The sequence below is a fragment of the Pseudomonas sp. RA_15y_Pfl2_54 genome (assembly GCF_963971015.1).
GTDB lineage: Bacteria > Pseudomonadota > Gammaproteobacteria > Pseudomonadales > Pseudomonadaceae > Aquipseudomonas > Aquipseudomonas baetica_A.
This window is the reverse complement of sequence record NZ_CAXAPN010000027.1, coordinates 65,113-90,926: the sequence shown is the minus strand read 5'-3', so window position 1 is coordinate 90,926 and position 25,814 is coordinate 65,113. Positions and strand designations below refer to the sequence as shown.

General features: G+C 59.6%; 24 protein-coding genes and 1 pseudogene. 13 read left to right on the top strand and 12 right to left on the bottom strand.

Annotated features, from left to right (window positions below; all coding sequences use genetic code 11):
- Positions 1 to 66 precede the first annotated feature (66 nt).
- On the bottom strand, positions 67 to 687 hold the full coding sequence (gene gmk, locus AACY50_RS19650) for a guanylate kinase (protein ID WP_221730899.1): 621 nt from the start codon (positions 685 to 687) through the stop codon (positions 67 to 69).
- Between the two features lie 12 nt (positions 688 to 699).
- Positions 700 to 1,563 (bottom strand): YicC/YloC family endoribonuclease, encoded by an 864-nt coding sequence (locus AACY50_RS19645; protein WP_339433791.1) that lies wholly within the window; start codon positions 1,561 to 1,563, stop codon positions 700 to 702.
- Between the two features lie 270 nt (positions 1,564 to 1,833).
- Between AACY50_RS19645 and rph the strand changes: the two genes are divergently transcribed.
- The 3 genes from rph (at position 1,834) to gltS (ending at position 4,565) form a co-directional block, all read left to right on the top strand.
- The gene (gene rph / locus AACY50_RS19640; protein ID WP_095187917.1) at positions 1,834 to 2,556 is read left to right on the top strand and encodes a ribonuclease PH; all 723 of its coding nucleotides are present in this window, start codon (positions 1,834 to 1,836) and stop codon (positions 2,554 to 2,556) included.
- Positions 2,557 to 2,584: 28 nt separating this feature from the next.
- Positions 2,585 to 2,953 (top strand): DUF4870 domain-containing protein, encoded by a 369-nt coding sequence (locus tag AACY50_RS19635; protein WP_221730897.1) that lies wholly within the window; start codon positions 2,585 to 2,587, stop codon positions 2,951 to 2,953.
- Between the two features lie 403 nt (positions 2,954 to 3,356).
- A complete protein-coding gene (gene gltS / locus AACY50_RS19630; protein ID WP_339433790.1) occupies positions 3,357 to 4,565 on the top strand; it encodes a sodium/glutamate symporter in 1,209 nt (402 codons plus the stop codon).
- Between the two features lie 80 nt (positions 4,566 to 4,645).
- On the opposite strand, the gene AACY50_RS19625 is transcribed toward gltS, so the two are convergent.
- The gene (locus AACY50_RS19625) at positions 4,646 to 5,425 is read right to left on the bottom strand and encodes an exodeoxyribonuclease III (RefSeq protein ID WP_007920349.1); all 780 of its coding nucleotides are present in this window, start codon (positions 5,423 to 5,425) and stop codon (positions 4,646 to 4,648) included.
- Between the two features lie 82 nt (positions 5,426 to 5,507).
- Between AACY50_RS19625 and pyrE the strand changes: the two genes are divergently transcribed.
- Positions 5,508 to 6,152 carry an orotate phosphoribosyltransferase gene (pyrE, locus tag AACY50_RS19620; protein ID WP_041071932.1) on the top strand — a complete coding sequence of 215 codons (645 nt, stop codon included), beginning with the start codon at positions 5,508 to 5,510 and terminating at the stop codon, positions 6,150 to 6,152.
- A gap of 70 nt (positions 6,153 to 6,222) precedes the next feature.
- Here the strand turns inward: pyrE and argB are convergent, their stop codons facing one another.
- The 4 genes and pseudogenes from argB to coaBC all read right to left on the bottom strand — a co-directional run bounded on the left by argB (position 6,223) and on the right by coaBC (position 10,464).
- A complete protein-coding gene (gene argB, locus AACY50_RS19615) occupies positions 6,223 to 7,128 on the bottom strand; it encodes an acetylglutamate kinase (protein WP_221730894.1) in 906 nt (301 codons plus the stop codon).
- Positions 7,129 to 7,145: 17 nt separating this feature from the next.
- Positions 7,146 to 8,549: pseudogene (locus AACY50_RS19610) on the bottom strand (phosphomannomutase/phosphoglucomutase); the annotation flags it as partial.
- 245 nt (positions 8,550 to 8,794) lie between these two features.
- Positions 8,795 to 9,250, bottom strand: coding sequence for a dUTP diphosphatase (dut, locus tag AACY50_RS19605; RefSeq protein ID WP_016985816.1), 456 nt, complete (start codon positions 9,248 to 9,250; stop codon positions 8,795 to 8,797).
- A gap of 5 nt (positions 9,251 to 9,255) precedes the next feature.
- Positions 9,256 to 10,464: a bifunctional phosphopantothenoylcysteine decarboxylase/phosphopantothenate--cysteine ligase CoaBC gene (gene coaBC, locus AACY50_RS19600; RefSeq protein WP_339539026.1), complete on the bottom strand. Its 1,209-nt coding sequence runs from the start codon at positions 10,462 to 10,464 to the stop codon at positions 9,256 to 9,258.
- A gap of 135 nt (positions 10,465 to 10,599) precedes the next feature.
- Here coaBC and radC point away from each other — a divergent pair, with 135 nt between their 5' ends.
- The gene (radC, locus tag AACY50_RS19595; protein WP_339433787.1) at positions 10,600 to 11,274 is read left to right on the top strand and encodes a RadC family protein; all 675 of its coding nucleotides are present in this window, start codon (positions 10,600 to 10,602) and stop codon (positions 11,272 to 11,274) included.
- A gap of 133 nt (positions 11,275 to 11,407) precedes the next feature.
- Here the strand turns inward: radC and AACY50_RS19590 are convergent, their stop codons facing one another.
- Positions 11,408 to 12,994, bottom strand: coding sequence for an ABC transporter substrate-binding protein (locus AACY50_RS19590; protein WP_339539025.1), 1,587 nt, complete (start codon positions 12,992 to 12,994; stop codon positions 11,408 to 11,410).
- Between the two features lie 448 nt (positions 12,995 to 13,442).
- Between AACY50_RS19590 and rpmB the strand changes: the two genes are divergently transcribed.
- Together rpmB and rpmG are read left to right on the top strand one after the other, a co-directional pair.
- Positions 13,443 to 13,676 (top strand): 50S ribosomal protein L28, encoded by a 234-nt coding sequence (rpmB, locus tag AACY50_RS19585; RefSeq protein ID WP_007920377.1) that lies wholly within the window; start codon positions 13,443 to 13,445, stop codon positions 13,674 to 13,676.
- A gap of 11 nt (positions 13,677 to 13,687) precedes the next feature.
- Complete coding sequence (rpmG, locus tag AACY50_RS19580; protein WP_016772554.1) at positions 13,688 to 13,843, top strand: 50S ribosomal protein L33; 156 nt, start codon at positions 13,688 to 13,690, stop codon at positions 13,841 to 13,843.
- 74 nt (positions 13,844 to 13,917) lie between these two features.
- Here rpmG and AACY50_RS19575 read toward each other — a convergent pair whose 3' ends face one another.
- On the bottom strand, positions 13,918 to 14,127 hold the full coding sequence (locus tag AACY50_RS19575) for a hypothetical protein (protein ID WP_339539024.1): 210 nt from the start codon (positions 14,125 to 14,127) through the stop codon (positions 13,918 to 13,920).
- A gap of 161 nt (positions 14,128 to 14,288) precedes the next feature.
- On the bottom strand, positions 14,289 to 14,651 hold the full coding sequence (locus AACY50_RS19570; RefSeq protein WP_221730886.1) for a cupin domain-containing protein: 363 nt from the start codon (positions 14,649 to 14,651) through the stop codon (positions 14,289 to 14,291).
- 237 nt (positions 14,652 to 14,888) lie between these two features.
- Between AACY50_RS19570 and AACY50_RS19565 the strand changes: the two genes are divergently transcribed.
- Complete coding sequence (locus tag AACY50_RS19565) at positions 14,889 to 16,382, top strand: aldehyde dehydrogenase (protein WP_339433783.1); 1,494 nt, start codon at positions 14,889 to 14,891, stop codon at positions 16,380 to 16,382.
- Positions 16,383 to 16,567: 185 nt separating this feature from the next.
- Positions 16,568 to 17,713: an MFS transporter gene (locus AACY50_RS19560; protein ID WP_339433782.1), complete on the top strand. Its 1,146-nt coding sequence runs from the start codon at positions 16,568 to 16,570 to the stop codon at positions 17,711 to 17,713.
- Between the two features lie 29 nt (positions 17,714 to 17,742).
- On the opposite strand, the gene AACY50_RS19555 is transcribed toward AACY50_RS19560, so the two are convergent.
- Complete coding sequence (locus AACY50_RS19555) at positions 17,743 to 19,311, bottom strand: phospholipase D family protein (RefSeq protein WP_339466463.1); 1,569 nt, start codon at positions 19,309 to 19,311, stop codon at positions 17,743 to 17,745.
- A 388-nt stretch (positions 19,312 to 19,699) separates the two neighbouring features.
- Here AACY50_RS19555 and AACY50_RS19550 point away from each other — a divergent pair, with 388 nt between their 5' ends.
- The 4 genes from AACY50_RS19550 (at position 19,700) to AACY50_RS19535 (ending at position 24,168) form a co-directional block, all read left to right on the top strand.
- Complete coding sequence (locus AACY50_RS19550; RefSeq protein WP_339466465.1) at positions 19,700 to 20,302, top strand: DUF1120 domain-containing protein; 603 nt, start codon at positions 19,700 to 19,702, stop codon at positions 20,300 to 20,302.
- A 163-nt stretch (positions 20,303 to 20,465) separates the two neighbouring features.
- Positions 20,466 to 21,173, top strand: coding sequence for a fimbria/pilus chaperone family protein (locus AACY50_RS19545; protein ID WP_339539023.1), 708 nt, complete (start codon positions 20,466 to 20,468; stop codon positions 21,171 to 21,173).
- Positions 21,173 to 23,614 carry a fimbria/pilus outer membrane usher protein gene (locus AACY50_RS19540; RefSeq protein ID WP_339539022.1) on the top strand — a complete coding sequence of 814 codons (2,442 nt, stop codon included), beginning with the start codon at positions 21,173 to 21,175 and terminating at the stop codon, positions 23,612 to 23,614. Before AACY50_RS19545 ends, AACY50_RS19540 begins: the two co-directional genes overlap by 1 nt.
- A gap of 14 nt (positions 23,615 to 23,628) precedes the next feature.
- Positions 23,629 to 24,168, top strand: a complete 540-nt coding sequence (locus AACY50_RS19535) for a hypothetical protein (RefSeq protein WP_339466467.1) — start codon at positions 23,629 to 23,631, stop codon at positions 24,166 to 24,168.
- Positions 24,169 to 24,294: 126 nt separating this feature from the next.
- Here AACY50_RS19535 and AACY50_RS19530 read toward each other — a convergent pair whose 3' ends face one another.
- Positions 24,295 to 25,719, bottom strand: a complete 1,425-nt coding sequence (locus AACY50_RS19530) for an aminotransferase-like domain-containing protein (protein ID WP_339433776.1) — start codon at positions 25,717 to 25,719, stop codon at positions 24,295 to 24,297.
- Positions 25,720 to 25,814: the final 95 nt, after the last annotated feature.

Sequence of the window (25,814 nt, the reverse complement as noted above, 5' to 3'; positions counted from 1 at the left end):
ACCAAGCCCTTCAACGCGCTGCAAGTGCCAATGTAAAGCCCTTGCAGCGGTTTTGGGAAGTGCTGTTTAGCCGAGCAATTCGGCCAGCAATTTACCGTTACGCTGCTGCTGACGCTTCTGGATCAACTGATTGGCACGGAAAATCGCCTTCAGATCGTCCAGAGCATGGGCAAAATCGTCGTTGATGATCAGGTAGTCGTAGTCGACGTAGTGGCTCATCTCGCTAACGGCTTCGCGCATGCGGCCGTCAATGATTTCGTCGCTGTCCTGACCACGATTGGTCAAGCGCTGGTGCAGGGCCTGCAGCGATGGCGGCAAAATGAAGATCGAACGTGCCTGCGGCATCAACTTGCGCACTTGCTCGGCGCCTTGCCAGTCGATTTCCAGAATCAGGTCGTGGCCTTCATCCAGTGTCTGTTGCAGGTGACTTTGCGAGGTGCCGTAGAGATTGCCGAAGACTTCGGCGCGCTCGAGAAAATCACCGTGCTCGATCATCTTCACGAACTCGTTGCGTTCGACGAAGTGGTAGTTCACGCCATTCACTTCACCCGGGCGCATGGCGCGAGTGGTGTGGGAGATTGATACGCGAATCTCCGGATTGGCATCGGTCAACGCCTTGACCAGGCTGCTCTTGCCCGCACCCGAGGGCGCGGAAATGATGTAAAGGGTGCCAGTGCTGTGGGTCATGTCGGGGTAGCCTTACTCAATATTCTGCACTTGTTCGCGCATCTGCTCGATCAACACCTTGAGGTTGACGGCGGCTTGGGTGCTGCGCGGGTCGAAGGCCTTGGAGCCCAGTGTGTTGGCTTCGCGGTTGAGTTCCTGCATCAGGAAGTCCAGGCGACGCCCGGCCGCCCCGCCGGACTTGAGGACCCGGCGAACTTCGATGATGTGAGTGCTCAGGCGATCCAGTTCTTCGGCCACGTCGCTTTTTTGCGCGAGCATGACCATTTCCTGTTCGAGGCGCTGCGGATCCATCTCGGCTTTCATGTCGGTGAAGCGATCGAGGACCTTCTGGCGCTGGGTGGCAAGCATCTGCGGCACGAGTTCACGCAGGGTCACGACGTCCTCTTCAATGGACGTCAGGCGCTCGTTGATCAGTCGCGCCAGTTCCGCGCCTTCACGCTCGCGGCCGGCCTTGAGCTCTTTCAAGCCTTGATTGAACAGCGCCAGCGCATCGGCGTTCAGGGCTTGCGGATCCGTCGCGTCAGCAACCAAAACGCCCGGCCAGGCCAGCACTTCCAGAGGATTGAGTGCGGCAGGGTTCTTGATCAGGCCCGCCACGGTTTCGGCGGCGGCGACCAGTTGCGCGGCGCGTTCGCGATCGACTTGCAGCGGTTTGCCGGTGCTTTCTTCGGTGAAGCGCAGGGTGCATTCCAGTTTGCCCCGCGACAGGCCTTGGCGCAGCGCCTCACGCACGGCGCCTTCGAGGTCGCGAAAGGACTCAGGCAAACGCAGGTGCGGTTCCAGATAGCGGCTGTTGACCGAGCGCAATTCCCAGCTCAGGGTCCCCTGGACGCCGGCTTTTTCGACGCGGGCGAAGGCGGTCATGCTGTGCACCATGGCGGTGACCTCGCAATGCAGATCGGCGCGGAACGTGAGCTCCGCAGGCGCGATATCAATGAATTTAAGCCGACTGGCAGCAAAGGCGCAGGATTGTAGCGCAGTGCGGCGAAGGCGCCCAAACACACGGTGTGACAAAGGGCTGCAGCCCGTCGGTAATGCGTGTTTCAGGGCCTTCGATCGTCGGCCCGATTTTTTAACCCGTGCCCAGTGGCGGTGCACCGCTCTATAATGCTCGGCAGTTTTCCGTCCCCAGTACAGGTATCTCCTATGAAACGTCCAAGTGGTCGCGCTGCCGATCAGCTCCGCTCGATCCGCATTACCCGCAACTACACCAAACACGCCGAGGGATCGGTACTGGTCGAATTCGGTGATACCAAAGTCATCTGTACCGTGAGTGTTGAAAACGGTGTGCCGCGTTTTCTCAAAGGTCAGGGCCAGGGTTGGTTGACCGCCGAATACGGCATGCTGCCGCGTGCCACTGGCGAGCGTAACCAGCGAGAAGCCAGCCGTGGCAAGCAGGGCGGCCGCACACTGGAAATCCAGCGCTTGATCGGCCGTTCCCTGCGCGCTGCGCTGGACATGTCCAAGCTGGGCGACGTGACGCTGTACGTCGACTGCGACGTGATCCAGGCTGACGGCGGCACCCGCACTGCTTCCATCACGGGCGCCATGGTTGCGCTGGTCGATGCACTGAAAGTGATCAAGAAGCGTGGCGGCCTGAAGGGCGGCGACCCGCTCAAGCAGATGATCGGCGCTGTGTCTGTGGGCATGTATCAGGGCGAGCCAGTGCTGGATCTTGACTATCTTGAAGATTCCGCGGCCGAGACGGACCTCAATGTAGTGATGACCAGCTCCGGTGGCTTCATCGAGGTGCAAGGTACTGCTGAAGGCGCGCCGTTCCAGCCTGAAGACCTGAACGCCATGCTGGAACTGGCCAAGAAAGGCATGAACGAAATCTTCGAACTGCAAAAGGCTGCACTGGCCGACTGAGCAGGTTCGAACCCGCAAGGAGAACGCGATGAGTGACGAGCAAGAGTTGCTGCCCAAACCGAGCCAGGAGGTTCGCCAATGGGCCATGTTTTGTCACTTGTCCGCCTTGCTGGGGTTCTGGATTCCGTTTGGGAGCCTGATTGGGCCGCTGATCTTGTGGCAGATGAAGCGCGAGACGGATCCGTTCATCGATGCCCAAGGCAAGGAAGCGCTTAATTTCCAGATTACCGTCGCGATTGCCTCGGCGATCTGCCTGTTGCTGATGTTGCTGGTGATCGGCTTCTTCCTGTTTGGTTTGTTGGCCATTGGTGCGCTGGTACTGACGATCATTGGGGGCGTGAAGGCCAATGAGGGCTTCCCGTACCGCTATCCGTTCACTTGGCGATTGATCAAATAACGATCAATGCGCACCCCTCGTGTGAGCGACGGATGACGTTCGCAATGCGTTAAAACAAATGCCCTGACTTGTCAGGGCATTTGTATTTTTGCAACTGAATTAACGTCTCTGGTGTGTAGGAAAAGTCTGTCTGCGATCAGCGGTAGTATGGATTTATATATAACTATCGTTTCTACACTTCTAGTCACAACTGCACTGGTTTAGTGTCGTTCATGTACTTGGCAATAAGACTGGCCGATTGTTAAAGTTGCCGCACGTCATACTTCGTCAGAAATATTTCGATATATTCAAGCCATCGAAGGTCCTTGAATCAAAAGCAATCAGTGTTGAGACAATCAGCCGATTCAATAGGCGTGCCCAGGTAAAAAGTTCGCCTCTGAATATATAACCAAGAATAATCCCAATGATTCAGCTCGATTTTTATGGAACGCTCGTGGCCGCCTCTTTAGTGTTGCTGCTGGGGTGCGGACTTGTTACTCGTGTTGGTTTTTTGCGCAACTACAATATTCCCGAACCCGTAGCCGGTGGCCTGGTAGTTGCCTTGGCGCTTCTGTTGATGCGCACGCTTGATATTGAAGTGCGCTTTGACACTTCGCTGCAAACGCCCTTGATGCTGGCGTTTTTTGCCACCATTGGCCTGAGTGCGGATTTCGCCAGCCTGAAGAGGGGCGGTCGCGTCGTTGGGATATTTCTACTCGCGGTTGCCGGGCTTCTGGTCGTGCAGAACGCCATGGGAATCGCAATGGCCACAATGCTCGGACTCGATCCGCTGATGGGCCTGCTGACAGGTTCCATCACCCTGGCGGGCGGTCACGGTACTGGCGCCGCGTGGGGAACGGTATTCAGTGAGAAGTACGGTCTGGCTTCCGCCTCGGAGTTGGCGATTGCCGCTGCGACCTTTGGCTTGGTGCTGGGTGGTTTGATTGGAGGCCCGGTTGCTCGTCTGCTGATCAAGCGTGTGCAAGTGCCCGGTTGCAAAAGTCAGGACGCGCCTCGGCTGCCCAAAGGCTTTGAGCAGCCAAACAAGGAGCGCTCGATTACGCCGTTTTCATTTATCGAAACGCTCGCGCTGATCGCGGTCAGTCTGTTGGCTGGCAATCTGTTGAATGGCTGGTTACAGGGGACAGCATTCGAGTTGCCGACGTTTGTTTGTGTCCTGTTCGTGGGGGTGGTTTTGCGCAATGGGCTGTCGGCGCTTGGCCTGTATGAGGTATTCGAGCGTGAGGTCTCGGTCCTGGGCAATGTCAGCCTGTCGCTGTTTTTGGCTATTGCCCTGATGTCGCTCAAGTTGTGGGATCTGGCGGCGCTGGCGTTGCCGATCTTCATCATCCTGGCGGTACAAGCCTTGGTCATGGCGCTATTTGCGATTTTCGTAACGTTCCGAATGATGGGCAGCAATTACGATGCGGCCGTGCTGGCGTCAGGGCATTGCGGTTTTGGTCTCGGTGCGACGCCAACGGCCATTGCCAACATGCAGGCGGTAACGCAGCGCTACGGACCTTCGCAGATAGCGTTTTTGGTGGTGCCCATGGTGGGGGCGTTCTTCATCGACATCATCAATGTCATCGTGATCAAGCTGTACCTGGTCTTGCCGTTTTTTGCCGTGATTTGAGGTTCGGACTGCTTGAATCCGAGACATAAAAAATGCCCGTACCTTGCGATACGGGCATTTTTTCAACTGTGAATCGACGCTTAGATGGTCAGCGTCCAATCGTAGTCGACGATCAGCGGTGCATGTTGCGAGAACCGTGGCTGACGCGGCAGGCGTGCACTGCGAACAAAGCGCCGTAGGCCTGGGGTCAGGATCTGGTAATCGAAGCGCCAGCCCAGATTGAGCATCTCGGCCTGTTCGTTGTCCGGCCACCAGCTGTACTGGTCGCCTTCACGGCTGACTTCACGCAGGGCATCGACATAGCCCATGTTGCCGACAATCTCGTCCATCCAGGCGCGTTCTGGCGCCAGGAAGCCCGGGGATTGCTGGCTGTCGCGCCAGTTCTTGATGTCTAGCTTCTGCTGCGCAACATACAGCGAGCCACAATAAATGTACTCGCGACGTTTGCGCCGCTGTTTGTCCAGGTACTTGCCGAAGTCGTCCATGAGCTTGAACTTCTGGTTCAAGTCCTCATCGCCGTTCATCCCCGAAGGAAGCAGCAAGGTGGCAATACTGACTTTGTCGAAATCTGCTTGCAGGTAGCGCCCGTAGCGGTCGGCCGTCTCGAAACCGAGACCGCTGATGACAGCCTTCGGTTGCAACCGCGAATACAAAGCCACGCCACCTTGGGCAGGGACTTCAGCATCGCAGGCATAAAGGAAGTAGCCATCCAGTTGGAAGGCTGGGTCATCCAGTTCAAAGGCGGAGGCACGGGTGTCCTGCAGGCAGATGACGTCGGCATTCTGTGCTTGCAGCCAACTGAGCAAACCACGCTCGACTGCAGCCTGAATACCATTGACGTTCACACTGATGATCCGCATAAATGGCCCCAAAAATCGCGTGCGTGTATGATACACGGCGTCAAGCTAATTAGCTAAATCCGTGGTATTTGGGGTTTTTTTCATGCAAGCGTATCAGCGCGATTTCATTCGTTTTGCCATCGATCGCGGCGTTTTGCGCTTCGGTGAGTTCACCCTGAAGTCCGGGCGCACCAGTCCTTACTTCTTCAACGCCGGCCTGTTCAACACGGGCTCGGCCTTGGCCCAGCTAGGGCGCTTCTATGCCGCAGCCATTGCCGAAAGCGGTATTTCCTTCGACGTTTTGTTTGGCCCCGCCTACAAAGGCATCCCGCTGGCGGCGACCACTGCTGTCGCACTGGCCGAGCATCACGACCGTGACCTGCCATGGTGCTTCAACCGCAAAGAAGCCAAGGCCCACGGCGAAGGCGGCAGTCTGGTTGGCGCTCCGCTGACGGGCGACGTGCTGATCATCGACGACGTGATCACCGCTGGCACCGCGATCCGCGAAGTGATGCAGATCATCGCTTCCCAGGACGGCGCCAAGGCCGCCGGCGTGCTGATCGCCCTGAACCGTCAGGAGCGTGGCAACGGTGAGTTGTCGGCAATCCAGGAAGTGGAGCGCGATTTCGGCATTCCGGTGATCAGCATTGTTTCGTTGAACCAAGTGCTGGAGTTCCTCGCTGACGATCCGCAGCTCAAGCAGCATTTGCCAGCCGTGGAAGCGTACCGCGCCCAGTTCGGCGTCTGATCGCTGAAAGCAGGCAAAAAAAGACCCCGCTCAGTCTGGCTGAGCGGGGTCTTTTCGTTTGCGCGACTGCTTACGGACGCTTGCGATTGCTGATCAGCGTACCCACACCGGTGTCGGTGAAGATTTCCAGCAGGATCGCGTTCGGTACGCGACCGTCGATGATCAGCGAGCTGCCCACGCCACCCTGAACCGCTTCCAGTGCACAGCGGATCTTCGGCAGCATGCCGCCGTAGATGGTGCCATCGGCGATCAGGTCGTCGACCTGTTGGGTGCTCAGGCCGGTCAATACCTGGCCAGACTTATCCATCAGGCCGGCGATGTTGGTCAACAGCATCAGTTTCTCGGCCTTCAGCGCTTCGGCGACTTTGCCGGCCACCAGATCTGCGTTGATGTTGTACGACTCGCCGTTTTCACCCACGCCGATTGGTGCGATCACCGGGATGAAGTTGCCTTTGACCAGCAGGTTCAGCAGTTCGGTGTTGATCCCGACCACTTCGCCCACCTGACCGATGTCGATGATTTCCGGCTGGGTCATCTCCGGGGTCTGGCGGGTGACGGTCAGCTTCTTCGCGCGAATCAGCCCGGCGTCTTTACCGGTCAGGCCGATGGCGCTGCCGCCATGACGGTTGATCAGGTTGACGATGCTTTTGTTGACTTGGCCGCCGAGGACCATTTCCACCACGTCCATGGTCGCGGCGTCGGTGACGCGCATGCCATCGACGAAATGGCTTTCGATCGACAGGCGCTTGAGCAGATCACCGATCTGCGGGCCGCCGCCGTGCACGACCACCGGGTTGATGCCCACGGCTTTCATCAAGACGATGTCGCGGGCAAAGCCGGTTTTCAGCTCCTCGCTTTCCATCGCGTTGCCGCCGTATTTGATCACCAGGGTCTTGCCGACATAACGTCGGATGTAAGGCAGCGCTTCGGACAGGACCTGGGCGGTGTGGGCGGCGGCTTCGCGTTCGAGGGTCATTCAGGGCTCCGGGTGGATCAGAACGGTAGTTGGAGATCAGGTGCAACGCGTTTCAGTTGGGCGTGGAACACATCTTTGATGCGCTGCAATTCAGCCTCGTCATCGGCCTCGAAGCGCAGCACCAGCACCGGTGTGGTGTTGGACGCGCGCACCAGGCCCCAGCCTTTGGCGTAATCGACCCGCACGCCGTCGATGGTGGTCAGGTCAGCGCCTGCGCCCCACTGTGCGTCGTGCAGAGCATCAATGATGCTGAATTTGCTCTCTTCGGTCACATGGATATTGATTTCAGGCGTAGAAATATCGTTCGGGAAGGTCGCAAACAGCTCTTCGGCGGTGGATTTTTCCTTGCTGAGGATTTCCAGCAGCCGTGCGGCGCTGTAAATGCCGTCATCGAAACCGAACCAGCGCTCCTTGAAGAAGATGTGTCCACTCATCTCACCGGCCAATAGAGCGCCGGATTGTTTCATTTTCTTTTTGATCAATGAATGACCGGTCTTCCACATGAGCGGTCGACCGCCGTATTCCTTGATCAGCGGTACGAGGCGGCGGGTGCATTTGACGTCGAAGATGATTTGCGCGTCAGGGTTGCGTGCCACCACGTCACGGGCGAACAGCATCAGCAAGCGATCGGGATAAACGATGCTGCCGGTGTTGGTCACCACGCCGACACGGTCACCGTCGCCGTCGAAGGCCAGACCGATGTCGGCGTTGGTTTCCTTGACCCTGGCGATCAGGTCGACGAGGTTCTCAGGCTTGCCCGGATCCGGGTGATGGTTGGGGAAATTGCCGTCGACTTCACAGAACAGCGGGATGACTTCGCAGTTCAGCGCTTCGATCAGTTGCGGAGCGATCACGCCGGCCGCGCCGTTGCCGCAGTCGACCACGACCTTCATGCGACGGGCCAGTTTGATGTCCTGGACGATTTCGGTGTTGTAACGGTCGAGGATTTCGACCTCGGTGACGCTACCCGGGCCGCTGCTCAGATTGTTGGTCTTGAGGCGTTCGTGCAAGGCCTGGATCTGTTCGTTGGCGAGGGTGTCGCCGGCGATCACGATCTTGAAGCCGTTGTAGTTCGACGGGTTGTGGCTGCCGGTGAGCATCACCCCGGATTTGCCGGCCAGGACGTTGGCGGCATAGTAAAGCGCGGGGGTCGGCACCAGGCCAACATCACTGACGTGGCAGCCGCTTTCGGCGATACCGCGGATCAGTTCTGCAACCAGCTCCGGACCGGACAGGCGGCCATCGCGACCGACGCAAACGTTCGGCTCGCCTTGGGCCAGGCTCTGCGAACCGATAGCGCGGCCGATCCAGTAAGCGGTTTCGGCATTGAGGAATTGCGGTACGGTGCCGCGAATGTCATAGGCGCGAAAGATGCTGTCGGGTAGTTTCGGGGCAAGCTTGGCGGGGGTGCTCATCTGCGGAAGTGCTCCATCTCGAAAGTGGCAGGACAGACCGACGATTCACTCGGCGGCAGGCTCAAACTGAAGGGTATGACGGCGTTTTTCACAGAGAGTTCGTGGTGTGAAAGGGCCATGACACCTCGGCGGGCGTGGCTTTCGGCCGGCAAAACCTTGATTTACGCTGTTAAAACCTGTCGTTGAAAATGCACAAATTCCCCCTGTAGGAGCCGCCTGCGGCAGCTCCTGCAGAGGCGTATCAGTGCTGGTTACTTGGTGCCGGTGTGGCCAAACCCGCCAGTGCCGCGCTCGGTTTCGACGAACTCTTCAACCATTTCGAAATGCGCCTGCACCACCGGCACCAGCACCAGTTGCGCCAGACGTTCGCCGACGGTCATGGTGAAGTCGGTCTGGCCACGGTTCCAGCAGGACACCATCAGCGGGCCCTGGTAATCGGAGTCGATCAGCCCGACCAGGTTGCCGAGAACGATGCCGTGCTTATGGCCCATGCCCGAGCGCGGCAGGATCAGCGCGGCGAGATTGGGATCACCGATGTAAACCGACAGACCGGTAGGGATCAGCACGGTTTCACCCGGTTTGATCACGATGTCCTGTTCCAGCATGGCGCGCAGGTCGAGGCCGGCGGAGCCCGGGGTGGCGTATTGCGGCAGCGGGAATTCGGTACCGATGCGTGGGTCGAGAATCTTGGCTTGCAAAGCGTGCATGTAAATTAAACCTGGTTCAGACGTTCGGCGATAAAAGTGACCAGTTGGCGAGCGATCTTGCTCTTGCTGGTCTGGGCGAAAACCGTGGCGTGCAGCTCACGGTCAATCACGCTGCAGGCGTTTTCTTCGCTGTTGAAACCGATGCTCGGGTTGGCGACGTCGTTGGCGACGATCAGGTCGAGGTTCTTGTCCTTCAGCTTGCGTGCAGCGTAGTCGAGCAGGTGTTCGGTTTCGGCGGCGAAGCCGACACTGAACGGACGATCGGGGCGGGTCGCGATGGTGGCGAGGATATCCGGGTTACGCACCATTTGCAGGACGAAGCCGTCACCGCTCGTAGGATCTTTCTTGAGTTTTTGCGGGGCGACGACTTCCGGACGGTAGTCGGCCACCGCTGCAGAGGCGATGAACACGTCGCAAGGGATTGCGGCTTCGCACGCGGCGAGCATGTCGCGGGCGCTGACCACGTCGATGCGCGTGACGCGATCCGGGGGCGGCAGATGCACCGGGCCGCTGATCAGCGTGACGCGGGCGCCGGCTTCCACCGCCGCTTCGGCCAGGGCAAAGCCCATTTTTCCGGAGCTGTGGTTGGTGATGTAGCGCACCGGGTCGATGTTTTCCTGAGTCGGACCGGCGGTGATCACCACATGTTTGCCGGTCAGCGCCTGGCGCTGGAAGCAGTCCGCGGCGCATTGGGCCAGATCGGTGGCTTCCATCATGCGGCCCATGCCGACATCGCCGCAGGCCTGGCTTCCGGAGGCCGGGCCGAAAGTCTTCAGGCCACGGCTCTCCAGCCGTTGCAGGTTGGCCTGGGTCGCCGGGTCGCGCCACATCGCTTGATTCATTGCCGGAGCGACAGCCACGACGGCGTCGGTGGCCAGCACCAACGTGGTCAGCAAATCATTGGCAATACCTTGAGCTAGGCGCGCGATCAGGTCGGCGGTGGCCGGGGCGATCAACACCAGATCAGCCCATTTCGCCAGCTCGATGTGGCCCATCGCCGCTTCGGCGGCCGGGTCGAGCAAATCCAGATGAACCGGGTGCCCGGACAAGGCTTGCATGGTCAGCGGGGTGATGAACTCGGCGCCGCCGTGGGTCATGACTACGCGCACTTCGGCGCCCTGGTCGATCAGGCGACGAACCAGATCAGCGCTCTTGTAGGCCGCAATACCGCCGCCGACGCCCAGAACGATGCGTTTCCGATACAGCCGCTGCATAGGTCTGCCTTTCATATCGTGGGTGACATACGTGGCGAAACCCCCTCCCCAGGGTGAATTCGCCCGCAAAAAAGATGGGCTACGATATCACAGCGACCGCTATGGAACAGCGGCGCCCACAGACAAGGAAGCGCTATGAGTATTCGTGATTGGCCTGCGGCGGAACGGCCGCGGGAAAGGTTGTTGGAGCATGGGGCGGCGAATCTTTCGGACGCTGAGTTGTTGGCCATTTTTCTGCGGACCGGATTGCCCGGAATAAGCGCGGTGGATCTGGCACGACAACTGTTGACTCGGTTCGGCAGCCTGCGTTTGCTGCTTGAGGCCGATCAGGAAGCATTCAGCAAACAATTAGGCCTGGGGCCTGCGAAGTTTGCTCAGTTGCAAGCGGCTCAAGAAATGAGCAAGCGTCATCTGGCCGAGCGATCACGGCAGAAACCGGCACTGGAAAACCCTCAAATCGTTCGTGATTACCTCAAATCCATGTTGCGCCACGAGCCTCACGAAGTGTTTGGTTGTCTGTTTCTCGACTCCAAACATCAAGTGCTGACATTCGAGGCGCTGTTTCGCGGCTCGATCGACAACACCAGCGTGCATCCCCGGGAAGTGGTGAAACGGGCCCTAGCAAACAATGCTGCGGCCGTGATCCTGTGCCACAACCACCCGTCAGGAAACTCTGATCCCAGTCAGGCGGATCGGCTGCTGACCAAGCGCTTGCAAAAGGCATTGGAGCTGATTGATGTGCGGGTGCTGGATCACTTCATCGTCGGCGACGGGGAGCCGTTGTCGATGGCGGAGAGTGGCTGGATGTAAATCTGGCGGGGCGATGCAAGCCCCTGTGTGCGGGCTTGCTCGCGAAGGGGGTGTATCAGTCAATAAATGTGTTGGCTGATCCGGCGCCTTCGCGAGCAAGCACGCTCCCACAGTGGGGGTGTGCTGTGTCAGGCTACTTGAACGTAACCCTGGAGTAGTCCTGCCGTCCAAACGGGCTGACGGAGTAGCCCTGGACATCCTTGCGCGTCAACGCGAAGGCCGTCGGGTGCGCCAGCGGCAGCCACAGCGCCTGCTGCTGGATCTGCGCCTGCGCCTGCTCATAAAGCTTGCTGCGCACGCCTTGCTCGCTGGTGGTCTTGCCCGCGCTGATCAGCTTGTCCAGATCGGCATTGCAGTAGCGGGCGAAGTTGGTACCAGACTTGACCGCCGCGCAGGAAAACTGCGGCGTGAGGAAGTTGTCCGGGTCGCCGTTGTCGCCCGCCCAGCCCATGAACAGCAAGTCATGCTCGCCGGCCTTGGCGCGGCGAATCAATTCGCCCCATTCGATCACGCGGATTTCCGCCTGAATGCCGATTTCCGCCAGGTCCGATTGCAACATCTGCGCGCCGAGGCTTGGGTTGGGGTTGAGCAGGCTGCCGGACGGACGCGTCCAGATGGTGGTCTGGAAGCCGTCCTTCAAGCCGGCCTTGGCCATCAGATCCTTGGCTTTCGCCACGTCGTAAGGATACCCCGGCAGGTTTTTCGCATAGCTCCAGGTGTTCGGCGGATAAGGGCCGTTAGCCGCTTCGGCGGTGTCTTCGAACACGGCTTTGATGTAGTTGGCCTTATCGAAGGCAAGATTGATTGCCTGGCGCACTTGCGGCTTGTCCAGTGGTGGATGTTGGCTGTTGATGCCAACGAAAGCAGTCATGAACGCGTCAGTCTTTTCGACTTTCAGCGTCGGCTCTTTCAGCGCTGCCTGTACGTCCAATGGCTTCGGCGACAAAGCGATCTGGCACTCGTTGCGCCGCAGTTTTTGCAGGCGCACGTTGGCGTCCGGGGTGATGGCGAAGATCAGTGGATCAACCGATGGCTTGCCAGCGAAATAATCCGGGTTGGCCTTGTAGCGGATCGAGGCGTCTTTCTGGAAACGGGCGAACACGAACGGGCCGGTGCCGATCGGTTGGCTGTTGAGCTTTTCCGTCGCGTTGGCCTTTAGCAACTTGTCAGCGTATTCGGCGGAATAGATCGAGGCGAAACCCATGCTCAGGGTCGCCAGAAAGGTCGAGTCCGGGTGATCGAGGGTGAAGCGCACGGTCAGCGGATCCAGTGCGTCGATTTTCTTGATCAGCGCTGGCAACTGCATCGACTGCGCATGCGGGAAGCCGCTCTGGGCGACTTTGTGCCACGGATTGGCAGGGTCGAGCATGCGGTCAAAGCTGAATTTGACGTCCTCTGCTGTCAGTTCGCGGGTCGGCTTGAAGTAATCGGTTGTATGAAACTTCACCTGCGGGTGTAGCTTGAACACATAAGTCAGGCCATCGGTGCTGACTTCCCAGTTGTCGGCCAGGCTCGGGACGACTTTGCCGCTGGCTGTGTCGAAGTCCACCAAGCGGTTCATCAGCACGTCGGCCGAGGCGTTGGTGGTGGTCAGCGAGTTGTACTGCACCACGTCGAACCCTTCAGGGCTGGCCTCGGTACAAACGCTCAGCGCGGCGGCCTGGGCCAGGGGGCTCAGCAGGAGCGGTGCGAGCAGCAGGGGTAGGGCAGCGAGGCGCATGGTCGGTTTCCTTTTACAGATCGAAGGCCCATCTGCAAGTGCAGTCTGGAAAAGGCCTACCCTAGAGGTCTGGATTACAAATGACTATCCCCATTTTGCATTTTCAGGGCACAGTGCTATCCGTTTTTCAGACTGCGTGGCTTCGTAAAAAGTCCGAAACGCCCGCGCAGGCGTTTTTCTGCGACGAGCGGTAAAAATCAATGCCGGCCTTTATCCAAGGCGTTCGCAGCCTGAAAAATCGCCTTTTTACCGATTGATTGCACACCGATTGTTGTTGCTTCCCGGTCTTTCTGGTATAAAGCAGCGCTCTTTTCTAGGGGCCCGGTTCCTTCACTGTAGGTGTAGCCGGTAAGACCTCTAAAGAAACGCGGCGCCTGGCGCCAAATGACTGAGAGATTAAGCGGCCAACCCATGCCGGGTTGGGCATGTGGTTTTAGAGGGCTGAGGCATGTCGAGAGTATGTCAAGTTACCGGTAAGGGTCCGGTGACTGGGAATAACATTTCCCACGCAAACAACAAAACCCGTCGTCGTTTCCTGCCGAACCTGCAGCATCACCGCTTCTGGGTTGAAGAAGAGAAACGTTTTGTGCGTCTGCGCGTATCTGCCAAAGGCATGCGTATCATCGACAAGCGTGGCATCACTGTCGTGCTCGCCGAACTTCGCCGCGATGGCAAGATTTAAGGGAGCTAATCATGCGTGAATTGATTCGTTTGATCTCGAGCGCCGGTACTGGTCACTTCTACACTACCGACAAGAACAAGCGTACTACCCCGGACAAAATCGAGATCAAGAAATATGATCCGGTTGTTCGCAAGCACGTGATGTACAAGGAAGGCAAAATCAAGTAATTGATTTTTCCCGACTTACAAAAAAGGCCCGTATCTCACGATGCGGGCCTTTTTTGTTGCCTGGAAATGACCGATCAGCCGCAGATGATCTCGATGATTTCATTGCGTTCATTCACCAGTACGCGGATGCGATCTGGATCAGTGCGCAGGTTGTACATGCCGTCCGGTACCTCAAGGCGATATTTTTTTGCCCCGGCAGCGTTGCATGCAGCCAACAGGTTCTCAGGGGTGGCGGTATCGCCGAGGAAGAAATTGGCGTTGCTGAGGTTGCAGTCGTTGGGCATGAAGCCTCCTTGCGTTCATTTGAGAGAAGGGCGCCTTGCGTCAATCCTGTCGGCACTGGCTGTGTCGTTATGGGCTTTGACGTTGAAAGTTGGCGCCTTCGCGAAGCTTCTCTCAAAGCTCCTGTCCAAGTCCTACCGGTCTCGTCACCTTCTGTGTCAGATCACGCCTTCTGTTCGAAGATCACATAGATCTTGCGGCAGGCTTCCAGCACTTCCCAAGTGCCACTGAAACCCGCCGGAATCACGAAACGGTCGCCCATACGCAGAGTCTTGGCATTGCCGTCGCTGTCACGCAGCACCGAAACGCCCTGCAAGATTTCGCAGTATTCATGCTCTGTGTAATTCACTGTCCACTGGCCTACCGCGCCTTCCCACACGCCAACGTTCATTTGTCCACAAGGGCTGTCGTATTGATTGAACACCGCTTGCTCGGGATCCCCTTTGAGCACTTTGGCTGGGTCCGGGCGATAGCGTTCGGCTTCGCTGGTTGTCAGGCTGATGTCGACGACGTTCTGGATGCTCATTGTTGTTTTCTCCCGTGATGACGGCGCGTTGGCTGGAAAGGGCCAAAGTCTATGTTTATTAAATTGAACACCGCAAGGCCGTATAGCGCGCTTATGTCAAATATATTGAAACAAACCCGGCCGCTGGTTTAGGGTGGCGGGTGCCTTGGGCCGAAATGCAGGCTGGCCGGGCAGAATTCCTGAGGGCGCTGGCGATGATCGTGCGGCGTTCGTATTGAACAAGAGGAGGACACTTAAATGACCACCCTGACTCGTGCCGACTGGGAACAACGTGCTCGCGACCTGAAGATCGAAGGCCGCGCTTACCTTAATGGCGAATACACTGATGCCGTCTCCGGCGAGACCTTCGAGTGCATCAGCCCGGTCGATGGCCGTCTGCTGGGCAAGATTGCCAGCTGTGACGCCGCCGATGCCCAGCGCGCGGTGGAAAACGCCCGCGCCACTTTCAATTCCGGCGTTTGGTCGCGCCTGGCGCCGACCAAGCGCAAAGCCACCATGATCCGCTTCGCCGGCCTGCTGAAACAGCACGCCGAAGAACTGGCCCTGCTCGAAACCCTCGATATGGGCAAGCCGATCAGTGATTCGCTGTACATCGACGTTCCGGGCGCGGCGCAAGCGCTGAGCTGGAGCGGTGAAGCGATCGACAAGATTTACGACGAAGTCGCGGCTACCCCGCACGATCAACTGGGTCTGGTAACCCGCGAGCCGGTGGGCGTTGTCGGCGCCATCGTGCCGTGGAACTTCCCGCTGATGATGGCTTGCTGGAAGCTCGGCCCGGCGCTGTCGACGGGTAACTCGGTGATCCTCAAGCCGTCGGAAAAATCCCCGCTGACCGCCATCCGTATCGCGGCATTGGCTGTTGAAGCCGGTATCCCGAAAGGCGTGCTCAACGTACTACCGGGCTACGGCCACACCGTTGGCAAGGCGCTGGCTCTGCACAACGACGTCGATACGCTGGTGTTCACCGGGTCGACCAAGATCGCCAAGCAACTGATGATCTATTCCGGCGAATCGAACATGAAGCGTGTTTGGCTGGAGGCCGGTGGCAAGAGCCCGAACATTGTCTTCGCCGATGCCCCGGATCTGCAAGCCGCCGCCGAATCCGCCGCCAGCGCGATTGCCTTCAACCAGGGCGAAGTCTGCACCGCCGGTTCGCGTCTGTTGGTCGAGCGTTCGATCAAGGACAAATTCCTGCCGATGGTGATTGAGGCGCTCAAAGCCTGGAAGCCGGGCAACCCGCTGGATCCTTCGACGAACGTCGGCGCGCTGGTGGATACCCAGCAGATGAATACTGTGCTGTCGTACATCGAGTCCGGCCATACCGATGGCGCCAAACTGGTCGCGGGCGGCAAGCGCATCCTCCAGGAAACCGGTGGCACCTACGTTGAGCCAACGATTTTCGACGGTGTGAGCAATGCAATGAAGATCGCTCAGGAAGAGATCTTTGGCCCGGTGCTGTCGGTCATCGCTTTCGATACCGCTGAAGAGGCGATCCAGATTGCCAACGACACGCCGTACGGCCTGGCTGCTGCGGTGTGGACGCAGGACATCTCCAAGGCGCACCTGACCGCCAAGGCGTTGCGTGCCGGTAGCGTGTGGGTCAATCAGTACGACGGCGGCGACATGACCGCACCGTTCGGTGGCTTCAAGCAGTCGGGCAACGGCCGCGACAAATCGCTGCACGCGTTCGACAAGTACACCGAGCTGAAATCGACCTGGATCAAGCTGTAAAGCCTTGAGGGAGCCCGGTTGTCCTGGGCTCTCTGACGAAGCGCGGATCCCTGTGGGAGCGGGCTTGCTCGCGAAAGCGGTGTATCACTCAGCACATCTGCTGAATGTGAAACCGTCTTCGCGAGCAAGCCCGCTCCCACATTGGTTTTGTGGTGAAAACAAGAATATCCACAGGAGCGTGGAACATGCGTTGGGCGACGTATTTCGCCGTGTTGGCGTCTGTCTTGAGTGTCGGTCTGGCCCTGGGGGTCAGCATGCCGCTGGTGTCGTTGCGTCTGGAGGGGTGGGGTTATGGCGCCTTCGCCATCGGCGTGATGGCGGCGATGCCGGCGATTGGCGTGCTGTTGGGGGCGAAGATCTCCAGTCATCTGGCGGCGCGCTTCGGTACGGCCAATCTCATGCGCCTGTGTCTGTGGGCCGGGGCGCTGTCGATCGGTTTGCTGGCGTTGTTGCCCAGCTATCCGATCTGGCTGGTGTTGCGGCTGATGATCGGCGTGATCCTGACCATCGTTTTCATCCTCGGCGAGAGCTGGATCAACCAACTGGTGGTCGAGCAATGGCGCGGACGGCTGGTGGCGCTGTATGGCAGCAGCTATGCGCTGAGCCAATTGTCTGGCCCTTTGCTGCTGGGAGCGCTCGGCACCGATCACGATTACGGTTTCTGGGTCGGTGTGGCGTTACTGACGATTTCGCCCTTGCTGTTGCTGGGCCGCAGTGGTGCGCCGAGCAGTGAAGCAAGCAGCGTGACGTTCAGTGACCTGTGGCGCTTCGCCCGTGAGCTGCCGGCGATTGCCTGGGCGGTGTCGTTGTTTGCGGCGTTCGAGGCGATGATCCTGACACTGCTGCCTGTTTACTGTCTGCGCCAAGGCTTCACCGCAGAAATCGCCCTGGCGATGGTCAGTACTGTGGTGGTTGGCGATGCGTTACTGCAATTGCCGATTGGTGCGTTGGCCGACCGTTTATCCCGCAGGACGCTGTTTACCGGGTGCGCCGTGGTGTTGCTGCTGTCGAGCCTGGCAATTCCGTTGCTGATCGATACGCTGCTGATCTGGCCGTTGTGGGTGCTGTTCGGCGCCAGTGCTGGCGGACTGTTCACGCTGTCGCTGATCCTCATCGGTGAACGTTATCGCGACGATGCGCTGGTGCGTGCCAATGCGCACATCGCGCAACTGTGGGGCGTTGGCTGCCTGGTCGGGCCATTGGCGGCGGGGGCGGGCAGTCAGTGGATCAGCGGCCATGCGCTGCCGTTGTTGATGGCGGCAGGGGCGTTTGGCCTGGTGATTCTGGTGTCGCGCCAAGGCGCGTTTGGCGCGGTGGCCGAGCCTGCCTGAATGCGTGCGGGGGAATACCTCTGGCCGGGCTACAGCATTCGCTCAAGACCGACGGTGGTGCTGAACCACGCATTGAACCGTCGCCACCAACTCCCCGGTTCTTTGGTCAGGGTGTGCATCTGGCCGTTGTCCTCGGTCACCCAGACAATCTGCCCGTTCTCAAGCGTTGCCTCGTAACTCAGTGCCGGTGCCATGCCTTGCAGGGCCAGTTCGCGCACATGCCCGGCGAGTTCGGGGCTGTCCACCAACACCCCGACTTCGGTGTTCCAAAGCACTGAGCGCGGGTCGAAGTTGAATGAGCCGATGAACGACTTCTGTCGGTCGAAGATCATCGCTTTGCTGTGCAGGCTGGAGTCCGAGCCGCGAAACGATTTGCTGTAAAAAATATGCGGGCCGCTGCCGCCGCCATCACCGGGCTGGCGACGCAGCTCGAACAGTTTCACGCCATGCTCCAGCAGCGCTTTGCGATAGGGGGCATAGCCGCCGTGCACGGCCGGCACATCGGTGGCTTCCAGCGAATTGGTCAGCAGGGTCACTGAAACGCCCGCGTCGGCGCGTCCGGTCAGGTACACCAGCCCCGGCTGGCCGGGTACGAAGTACGCCGAAACCATGATCAGTTCTTTGCTGACGCCCTTCAGCTCCGGCGCCAGTTGCGTGGTCAGCAACAATTGCGGATCAGGCTCAGCTTTGGCCAGCACCTTGCTCGGCGCATCCCACAGCGCCTGGTTCCAGGCCCAGATCAGCTCTGTGCGCCAGATGTCCATGCGTGGTTCGGTCTTGAACTTCATCAACTGCTGATACAGCGCGTGATTCTGCTTGCGGGTGTCCTCCAGCGATTCTTCCAGGCGTGTGCGGGTGTTCTGCAGATCCTTGGCTGAGGGTTTGCTGGTTAGAAATGCTTCGATCGGTTTGCTCAGCGCGCTGTTCCAGTACTGATCGAAGCTGTGCCCGAGTTGCTCAGCCACGGGCCCCATGCTGAGCATGTCGATGTCGGTGAAATTCAGGTTTGGCTCGGCATCGAAATACTCGTCGCCCAGATTGCGCCCACCCACGATGGCCGCGCTGTTGTCCGCCAGCCACAGTTTGTTGTGCATTCGCCGGTGTTGCAGCGACAGATTGAACAGGCGCCCGGCCGCCCGGGTCACGCCCGTGCTGCGCCCCAGATTCAGCGGGTTGAACAAGCGAATCTGGATCTGCGGATGCGCCGCCAGCGTGGCGATGATCTGGTCCAGGCCGTCGCTGGTGGTGTCGTCAAGCAGGATTCGTACGCGCACGCCACGGTCGGCAGCCTTGAGCAGTTCCTCAACCAGCATCCGCGTGCTGATGCCGTCGTGGACGATGTAGTACTGCAAGTCGAGACTGGTTTGCGCGTGGCGGATCAGTTCGGCGCGTGCGGTGAACGCTTCGGTGCTGTTGGACAACAGGCGGAAACCGGACTGTCCCTGATGGGGCGCTGCCTGCGCCTGAATTGAACGACCGAACGCAGACTCCTTCGCCGGCAGGGCCTGGCTTGGCGTCCGGGGAGCATCGAGCGTGGTGCACCCGCTCAGCGGCAGGACGACCAGCAGTGCAAGCGTAAGGGCGTGTCTGGAACTCAAGTCAGATGTTTCCGAATGTGGGCGGGCCTGGAGTATGGCACGGCGGGCGTGACGGGTTATTCGGCGGAGCCGACGCGCCGACTAGAGCGGCTTGTAGCCTATGACTGTCGGCAGGAGGGAAGTTCTTCAACAGATTGAGGAATTTTCCGGCTCACATCAGCTACGTCTTGTAGCGAATTTTCCGGTGTCGATTGTTACTTCGCCTTACATCACTCCTATACAGCAATCGGAATAATGACGGCGCTGATTCTGATGCAGGATCTTTCCTGTTTTTACTCAGAAAAAGCGCAGATGAATGTCATCTTTCGATTCTTATGGAGTGAGAATTTTCATGCGTAATACCTTTCGTGCAATGGCTGTTGCAAGCGCGCTCTGTCCAGCGCTGGTCATGGCTGACTCAACAGATCTGACCATTACCGGGACGATCATCCCGACCTCCTGCACCCCCGCTTTTTCCGGCGGCAACTTGGTAGACCTGGGCAACATCTCTGCCGCATCGCTGAACCGCGATTATCAGACCGAACTGACCAACCGCAATATCACCTTGAGCGTCAGTTGCTCGGCGTCCGCGCCGATGGCCATCAAGGTGCATGACAACCAGGCCCATACTCAACGGCCGGGCATCGTTGTCGATGGCACCGATTGGAAAATGTACATCTTCGGAATCGGTGAGGTGGGCGGCAACAAGATCGGCGGCTATGGCTTGCGATTCGGCAAACCCTCCGTCGATGGCGAGTTGTCGAGTGTGATGTACAAGCAAGGTACCAGCGCCAATTGGAGCGAGCCGGATACTGCCACGCTCCTGGGTAAAAACTATGAGGGCAACCTGCGTTATTCCTGGGGGCGCAGTACGGCCGCAGGCCCTCTGCCCGGAATGGTGCATACCTTCCCCATAACGCTGGTGCCCGTCATAGGCCCGACGTCGAGTCTGCCGATTACCTCTGACATTTCACTCAACGGTTCGGCGACGTTCGAACTGCTCTACCTCTGAGGGCAAGGCACTGCCGCGAACCGTGGTCGGGCAGTGCCGCATGAGCCGCAGAACCCCTCGACGGGTTTGGGTGGCGTCCAGGCTTGTCATTTCCAATCAACACAATCGGCTGGCTCGTTGTCCGGCGCTGCTGGCGTCTGCGTGCTTGTCTGTGGAGCCTTACATGAACGCCTTTGTGCGCAACACCATCGCCAGCATGCTGCTGGTTTCTTTGTGGGGGCCCGATCCTGTTCGGGCGGCGGGGATGGTTCCCGAAACGCCCGTCGTCGTGCTCGATGAAGGCGTCGGTGAAGCAGGGATCAATGTGCTCAACAGCGAGTCACATCCGGCGCTGCTGCACACTTCCATCGAAGACGTGCCGCAAGACACTGAGTCACTGTTATTACTGACGCCGCCGGTGGCGCGCGTCGAACCCGGGACCACGCAGCGTGTGCGGTTCATCCTGCGCAGCGCCGAACCGCTGCAAACCGAGCGCCTCAAGCGTGTGGTGTTCGAGGGCATCGCGCCGCAAGACTCGTCCGGCAAAGCCCAGGTAAGCCTGAGCGTGCGGCAGAACATTCCCGTCATCCTGCGTCCGGCCAAATTACCGGTCGACCGCGAACCCTGGAAACATCTGGTCTGGACGCGCCAGGGCAGCGTGGTCCAGGTGCGTAACCCCAGTCCGTATGTCGTGCGTCTTGGCCACGCGGTGAATTTGCTGCCGGGAGAGCAGGAGATCGATCTGGGGCGCACGTACGTGTTGCCCGGTGAGCAACTGACGTTGAGCGGTGCCGTCGACCCGGGCCGTCGGCCGACACAAGTGCGATTGTTCCCGGTGACCACTTACGGATTTGCCATCGGGCACGTTGACGCGCCGTTGGTGCCGGACTGATGCACGGGAGGCGCTGGGCTGGCGTTTTGCTGGTCATCACTTGGGTTTGTCCGCCGATGCACAGTCATGCCGTTTCAAGTGACACCCGGGCAGTGCCGGCTGCGGTGCAGTTCAATCAGGATGTGCTCAGGTCTCGCGGGCTGGATCCGCATCTGGCCGAGTATTTCAGCCAGGTACCGCGTTTTCGCGAGGGTGCGCAAACCGTAACGCTGGCGGTCAATGGTGTGCCCAAGGGGCGGTTGCGGGTGACGTTCGATGCTGCAGGTGATCTGTGTTTCGCGCCGCCTTTGCTGGAGCGTGGCGGCATCAGGGCAGATCACGTCGAGTCGGAGCCCGGTTCGGGATGCGAACTGTTTGCCCGACGGTTTCCGCAAGCCGTGGTGCAAGCCGATCCTTCTCGGCAACACATCGATCTGCTGATGCCGACCGATACGCTGCTGCCCGATCATCCGGCGCAACGGCGTTTCTTCAACGGCGGTACGGCGGGGCTGTTCAACTACGATGCCTTGCTGCTCGGCAGTCGGTTCGCCGGGCAATCCAGCCAGTACCGCAGCCTCAACAGTGAACTGGGTTTGAACACGGCTGACTGGTCCTTTCGCAGCCGCCAGGCTTACAGCGAATTCGCCGGGCAGGGCAGCGTCGAACACCTGTATGCCTACGCTTCACACACCTCGGAACGCTATCAGGCCAACCTTCAATTGGGGCAATTGAACATGGTCTCGCCGCTGTTTTCCGGTGAGGCATTCAACGGTTTTCAGTTGCAGCCCGAAATGGCACTGATGGAACTGGACGAGGACAGCGCCGGTGCCAGAGTCGAGGGCATTGCCTACTCCGCCGCGAGAATCGAGGTCAACCAGAACGGTGCGCTGATCTATACCACCCTAGTGCCCAGCGGCCCCTTCACCCTGGTGGGTTTGCCGCTGCTCAGTCAGAGCGTGGATCTTGAGGTCACGGTGCACGAAGAGGACGGTCAGCAGCGGCGCTTTATTGTCCCGGCGACGCAACTGCTTAGTACGCTGCCGGGCAGGGTGGCGGGCTATGGACTGGCCGCGGGAAAGGTGCGGCGTTACGCCGGCGACGAGCGTGATGCACCGTCGTTTGCTGCCGCCAGCAAGGACTGGCGCCTGAGCCCGCGCTGGCAAGCCACGGCCGGTGCGATGTTCGGCAACGGCTATCAATCGTTGGGCTGGGCGATGCAGGGCGCGGTCGGTGAGCGCCTCGTACTGAGCGGTCGGCAGGTGATGTCGCGGGCCAAGGATCAAGCACTGTCCGGCACCCAGGTACAGTGGGCGGCGAATGGTTTGTTAGGCGAAAGGCTATCGGCCAGTCTGGCGCTGACTCAGCAGACCCGGGATTTCCGCACGCTGTCGGACACCGCGTGGAATCCGCGCGATGACCAGCCGTTCCAGCGCGTGCGCAATCAACTGAGTGCGAGCCTCAGTGCGGGCAGTCTGACTCTGGGTGGTTTCTCTGGGAGTTACTCGCGGTTCTCAATGTTCGACGGGACGGTGACCTCACGGGTCGCCGTTGCCTGGTCGCAGATGATTCGTCGGGCCAATGTTTCTTTCACCCTGGAGCGGGATATCGCCGGGGTAGCGGACGATGCCCGAGGTACGGCAGCATATCTGAGCGTGAGTGTGCCGCTGGGATCGCAGCGGACGTTGCGCGGTTACGTGCGCAATGACTCGGTCGGCGGCACGCGCAGCGGCCTGCGATTCAACGAACAAGTCAGCGATACCCTGGCCTACAGCCTCGGTGCGGAGCGGCCGGATAGTGGCCAATCGGGTTTCAACGGGCGGGTCAATCTGTTGCCCCGATACAGTCAGCTGGATGCGGGTTACTCGCGCAGCGGTAGCGGCGACGAGAGCTATGACGTCGGCCTGCGCGGCGGTGCGCTGGTGCATGACGCCGGCGTGACGCTGTCGCCTTATCCGCTGCGCGAGACCTTCGCATTGCTCAAGGCGGGCGACAGCGCCGGGGTGCGCCTGATCACCCCGCGAGGCCCGGTCTGGACCGACCGTTCCGGCCATGCGGTGGCAGCCAGCCTGCCGGCCTACAGCAAGGGCCGGGTGGAGATCGACACCGCCAGCCTGGGACACAACGTCGATGTGCATAACGCCTATCAGGAGGTCGAGGCTGGACGCGGCGCGGTGCCGCGTCTGGCGTTCGACATGGTCACGGCTCGGCGGGTGCTGTTAGAGGTGCGCACGGTGGATAACGTGTTGGTCGACAAGGGGCTCGGCGTGTTCGACGCACAGGAGCAATACATCACCAGCGTGCTGGGTGCCGGACAGATTTTCCTGTCCGACGTACAGCCTGACCTCGAACTGTATCTGCGGCTTGCGGGCGGTCAGCGCTGTCGACTGGAGTTCGCCATGAGCGAGGCGCGTGACCCTTATGCGCTGTACGAAACCGCGCAGGCCCTCTGCCGGACTGTCTGAAAAAGGAAAGCACCATGCACGGCATCAAAAATCGGGTGGCAGGCGTTGTATGGCTGTGCCTGTTGACGCACATGGGCTGGGCGCAGGCCCGGCCCGACTGCAGCGTCAGACTGGGCCCGGCCGTCGTCGATTTTGGCCGCACGACACGCGGGCAATTGCTGGCGCAGTCACCGCCGGGTGATCCATTGAGTTTCGGATTGCGTCGTGCTCAGGCCAACGTCCAATGCGAACAACCAGGCCCGTTGCGCCTGACGCTGGTCGCGCCAGCGGCTTATGCCGGGCAATACCGCTTTGGTGCGGGCACGCTCAGCGTGCGGGTGCTGACCGTGCGGGTGGACGGTAAAACGGTCGACTGGATCAGTGACGGGCAGGCTCCCGCGGCGGATGCGCGCACTCTGCAACCTGGCGTCAGCCTGATACCGGCGGTCGCGGGAATGGGTATTGAAGGCCGAAGCCTGGAAGTCGAACTGGAACTGGAAGCGCACGTCACCTCGGCAGCCACCCGGGTCAGCGACCTGACCCGATTTGAAACCCGGCTGAGTTTTCGTCAGTAAGGCCATGCTGTCAGGTTGAAAAATGGGGGGAAGTGAAACGTCAGGTGTGGTGAGGGGGCGTGCTCGCGCTTTTACGGAGAACCAGAGGGCCCAGTGGGCGCAAGGTCCCTCGCCACAGCCTGTGTGTCAGTTGCCGTCCTCGGCGAGCAGCCTGGTGGCCGCTGCGCCGACCTTGCGCACCGCCTCTTCGATCTGCGGTGTTGGTTTGGCAGCGTAGTTCATTCGCAGGCAATTGCGGTACTTGCCCGAGGCGGAAAAAATGCTCCCGACTGCAATCTGCACGTTCTGATCATGCAAGGCACGATTGAGTTTCAGCGTGTCAAAACCTTCCGGCAATTCGACCCAAAGAATGAAGCTGCCTTGCGGGCGACTGGCGCGAGTACCTGCCGGAAAGTAGCGCGTGACCCAGTCAATCATTACGTCGCGACTGCGCTGGTATTGTGCACGCATCCTGCGCAAATGCGGTTCGAAGTGGCCTGCTTTGAGAAATTCGGCAATGGCAATCTGTGGTTGCGTCGCGGTGGAGCCAGTGCTGATGTATTTCATGTGCAGCACCCGTTCCAGATAACGACCGGGCGCCACCCAGCCAATACGCAGCCCGGGTGCCAGTGTCTTGGAAAATGAACTGCACAACAGTACGCGGCCGTCTTCGTCGAAGGATTTGATGGTGCGCGGACGCGGGTAGGTATAGGCCAGTTCGCCATATACATCGTCCTCGATGATCGCCACGTCAAAGCGTTGCGCCAGCGTCAACAACGCACGTTTGCGCGACTCCGGCATGATGTAGCCCAGCGGGTTGTTGCAGTTTGGGGTGATCTGGATGGCTTTGATCGGCCATTGCTCCAGCGCCAGTTCCAGGGCTTGGAGGCTGATGCCGGTGAGCGGGTCGGTGGGGATTTCCAGGGCTTTCATGCCCAGGCCTTTGAGGGTCTGCATGGCGCCGTGAAAGCTCGGCGAATCCACCGCGACGATGTCTGCGGGTTCACAGATCGCGCGGATGCTGGTGGACAGCGCCTCGTGACAACCGGTCGTGATGACGAGGTCGCTGGCGTTCAACTGGCAACCCGAGTCGAGCATCAGCCGAGCGATCTGTTCACGCAGTTCGAGGGTGCCGTGGATGTTGTCGTAATACAGACCGGGCATGTCCTGGCGGCGACTGATCTGCGCCAGTCCGCGCAGTAGCGGTTTCATGGTCGGCGTTGTGACGTCGGGCATCCCGCGTCCGAGTTGCACCACATCCTTGCGCGGCACCGCGCGAATCAATTCCAGCACCTGATCCCACTGCGAGATCTCCACCGGGCGCTGCGCCGGACGCCCGACGGCGGGCAGCTCCGGCAACTCGCGACCGACCGGCACGAAATACCCGGACTTGGGTTTTGGTGTGGCCAGGCCACTGTCCTCGAGCACGCGATAAGCCTGCTGCACCGTGCTGAGACTCACGCCATGTTCTACGCTCAAGGCGCGTACCGACGGCAGGCGATCACCCGGACGGTAGAAGCCTTGTTCGATGCGCGTGCCGAGCAGTTCGGCGAGATTCACATATAGCGTCATGACACTGCCTCGATGCAGATGATTCGATAAACCAGTACAGATGCGGCGTAAATCGACAATTCAGTGGCAGAAACAGCAAATCTGTATGGATTTAA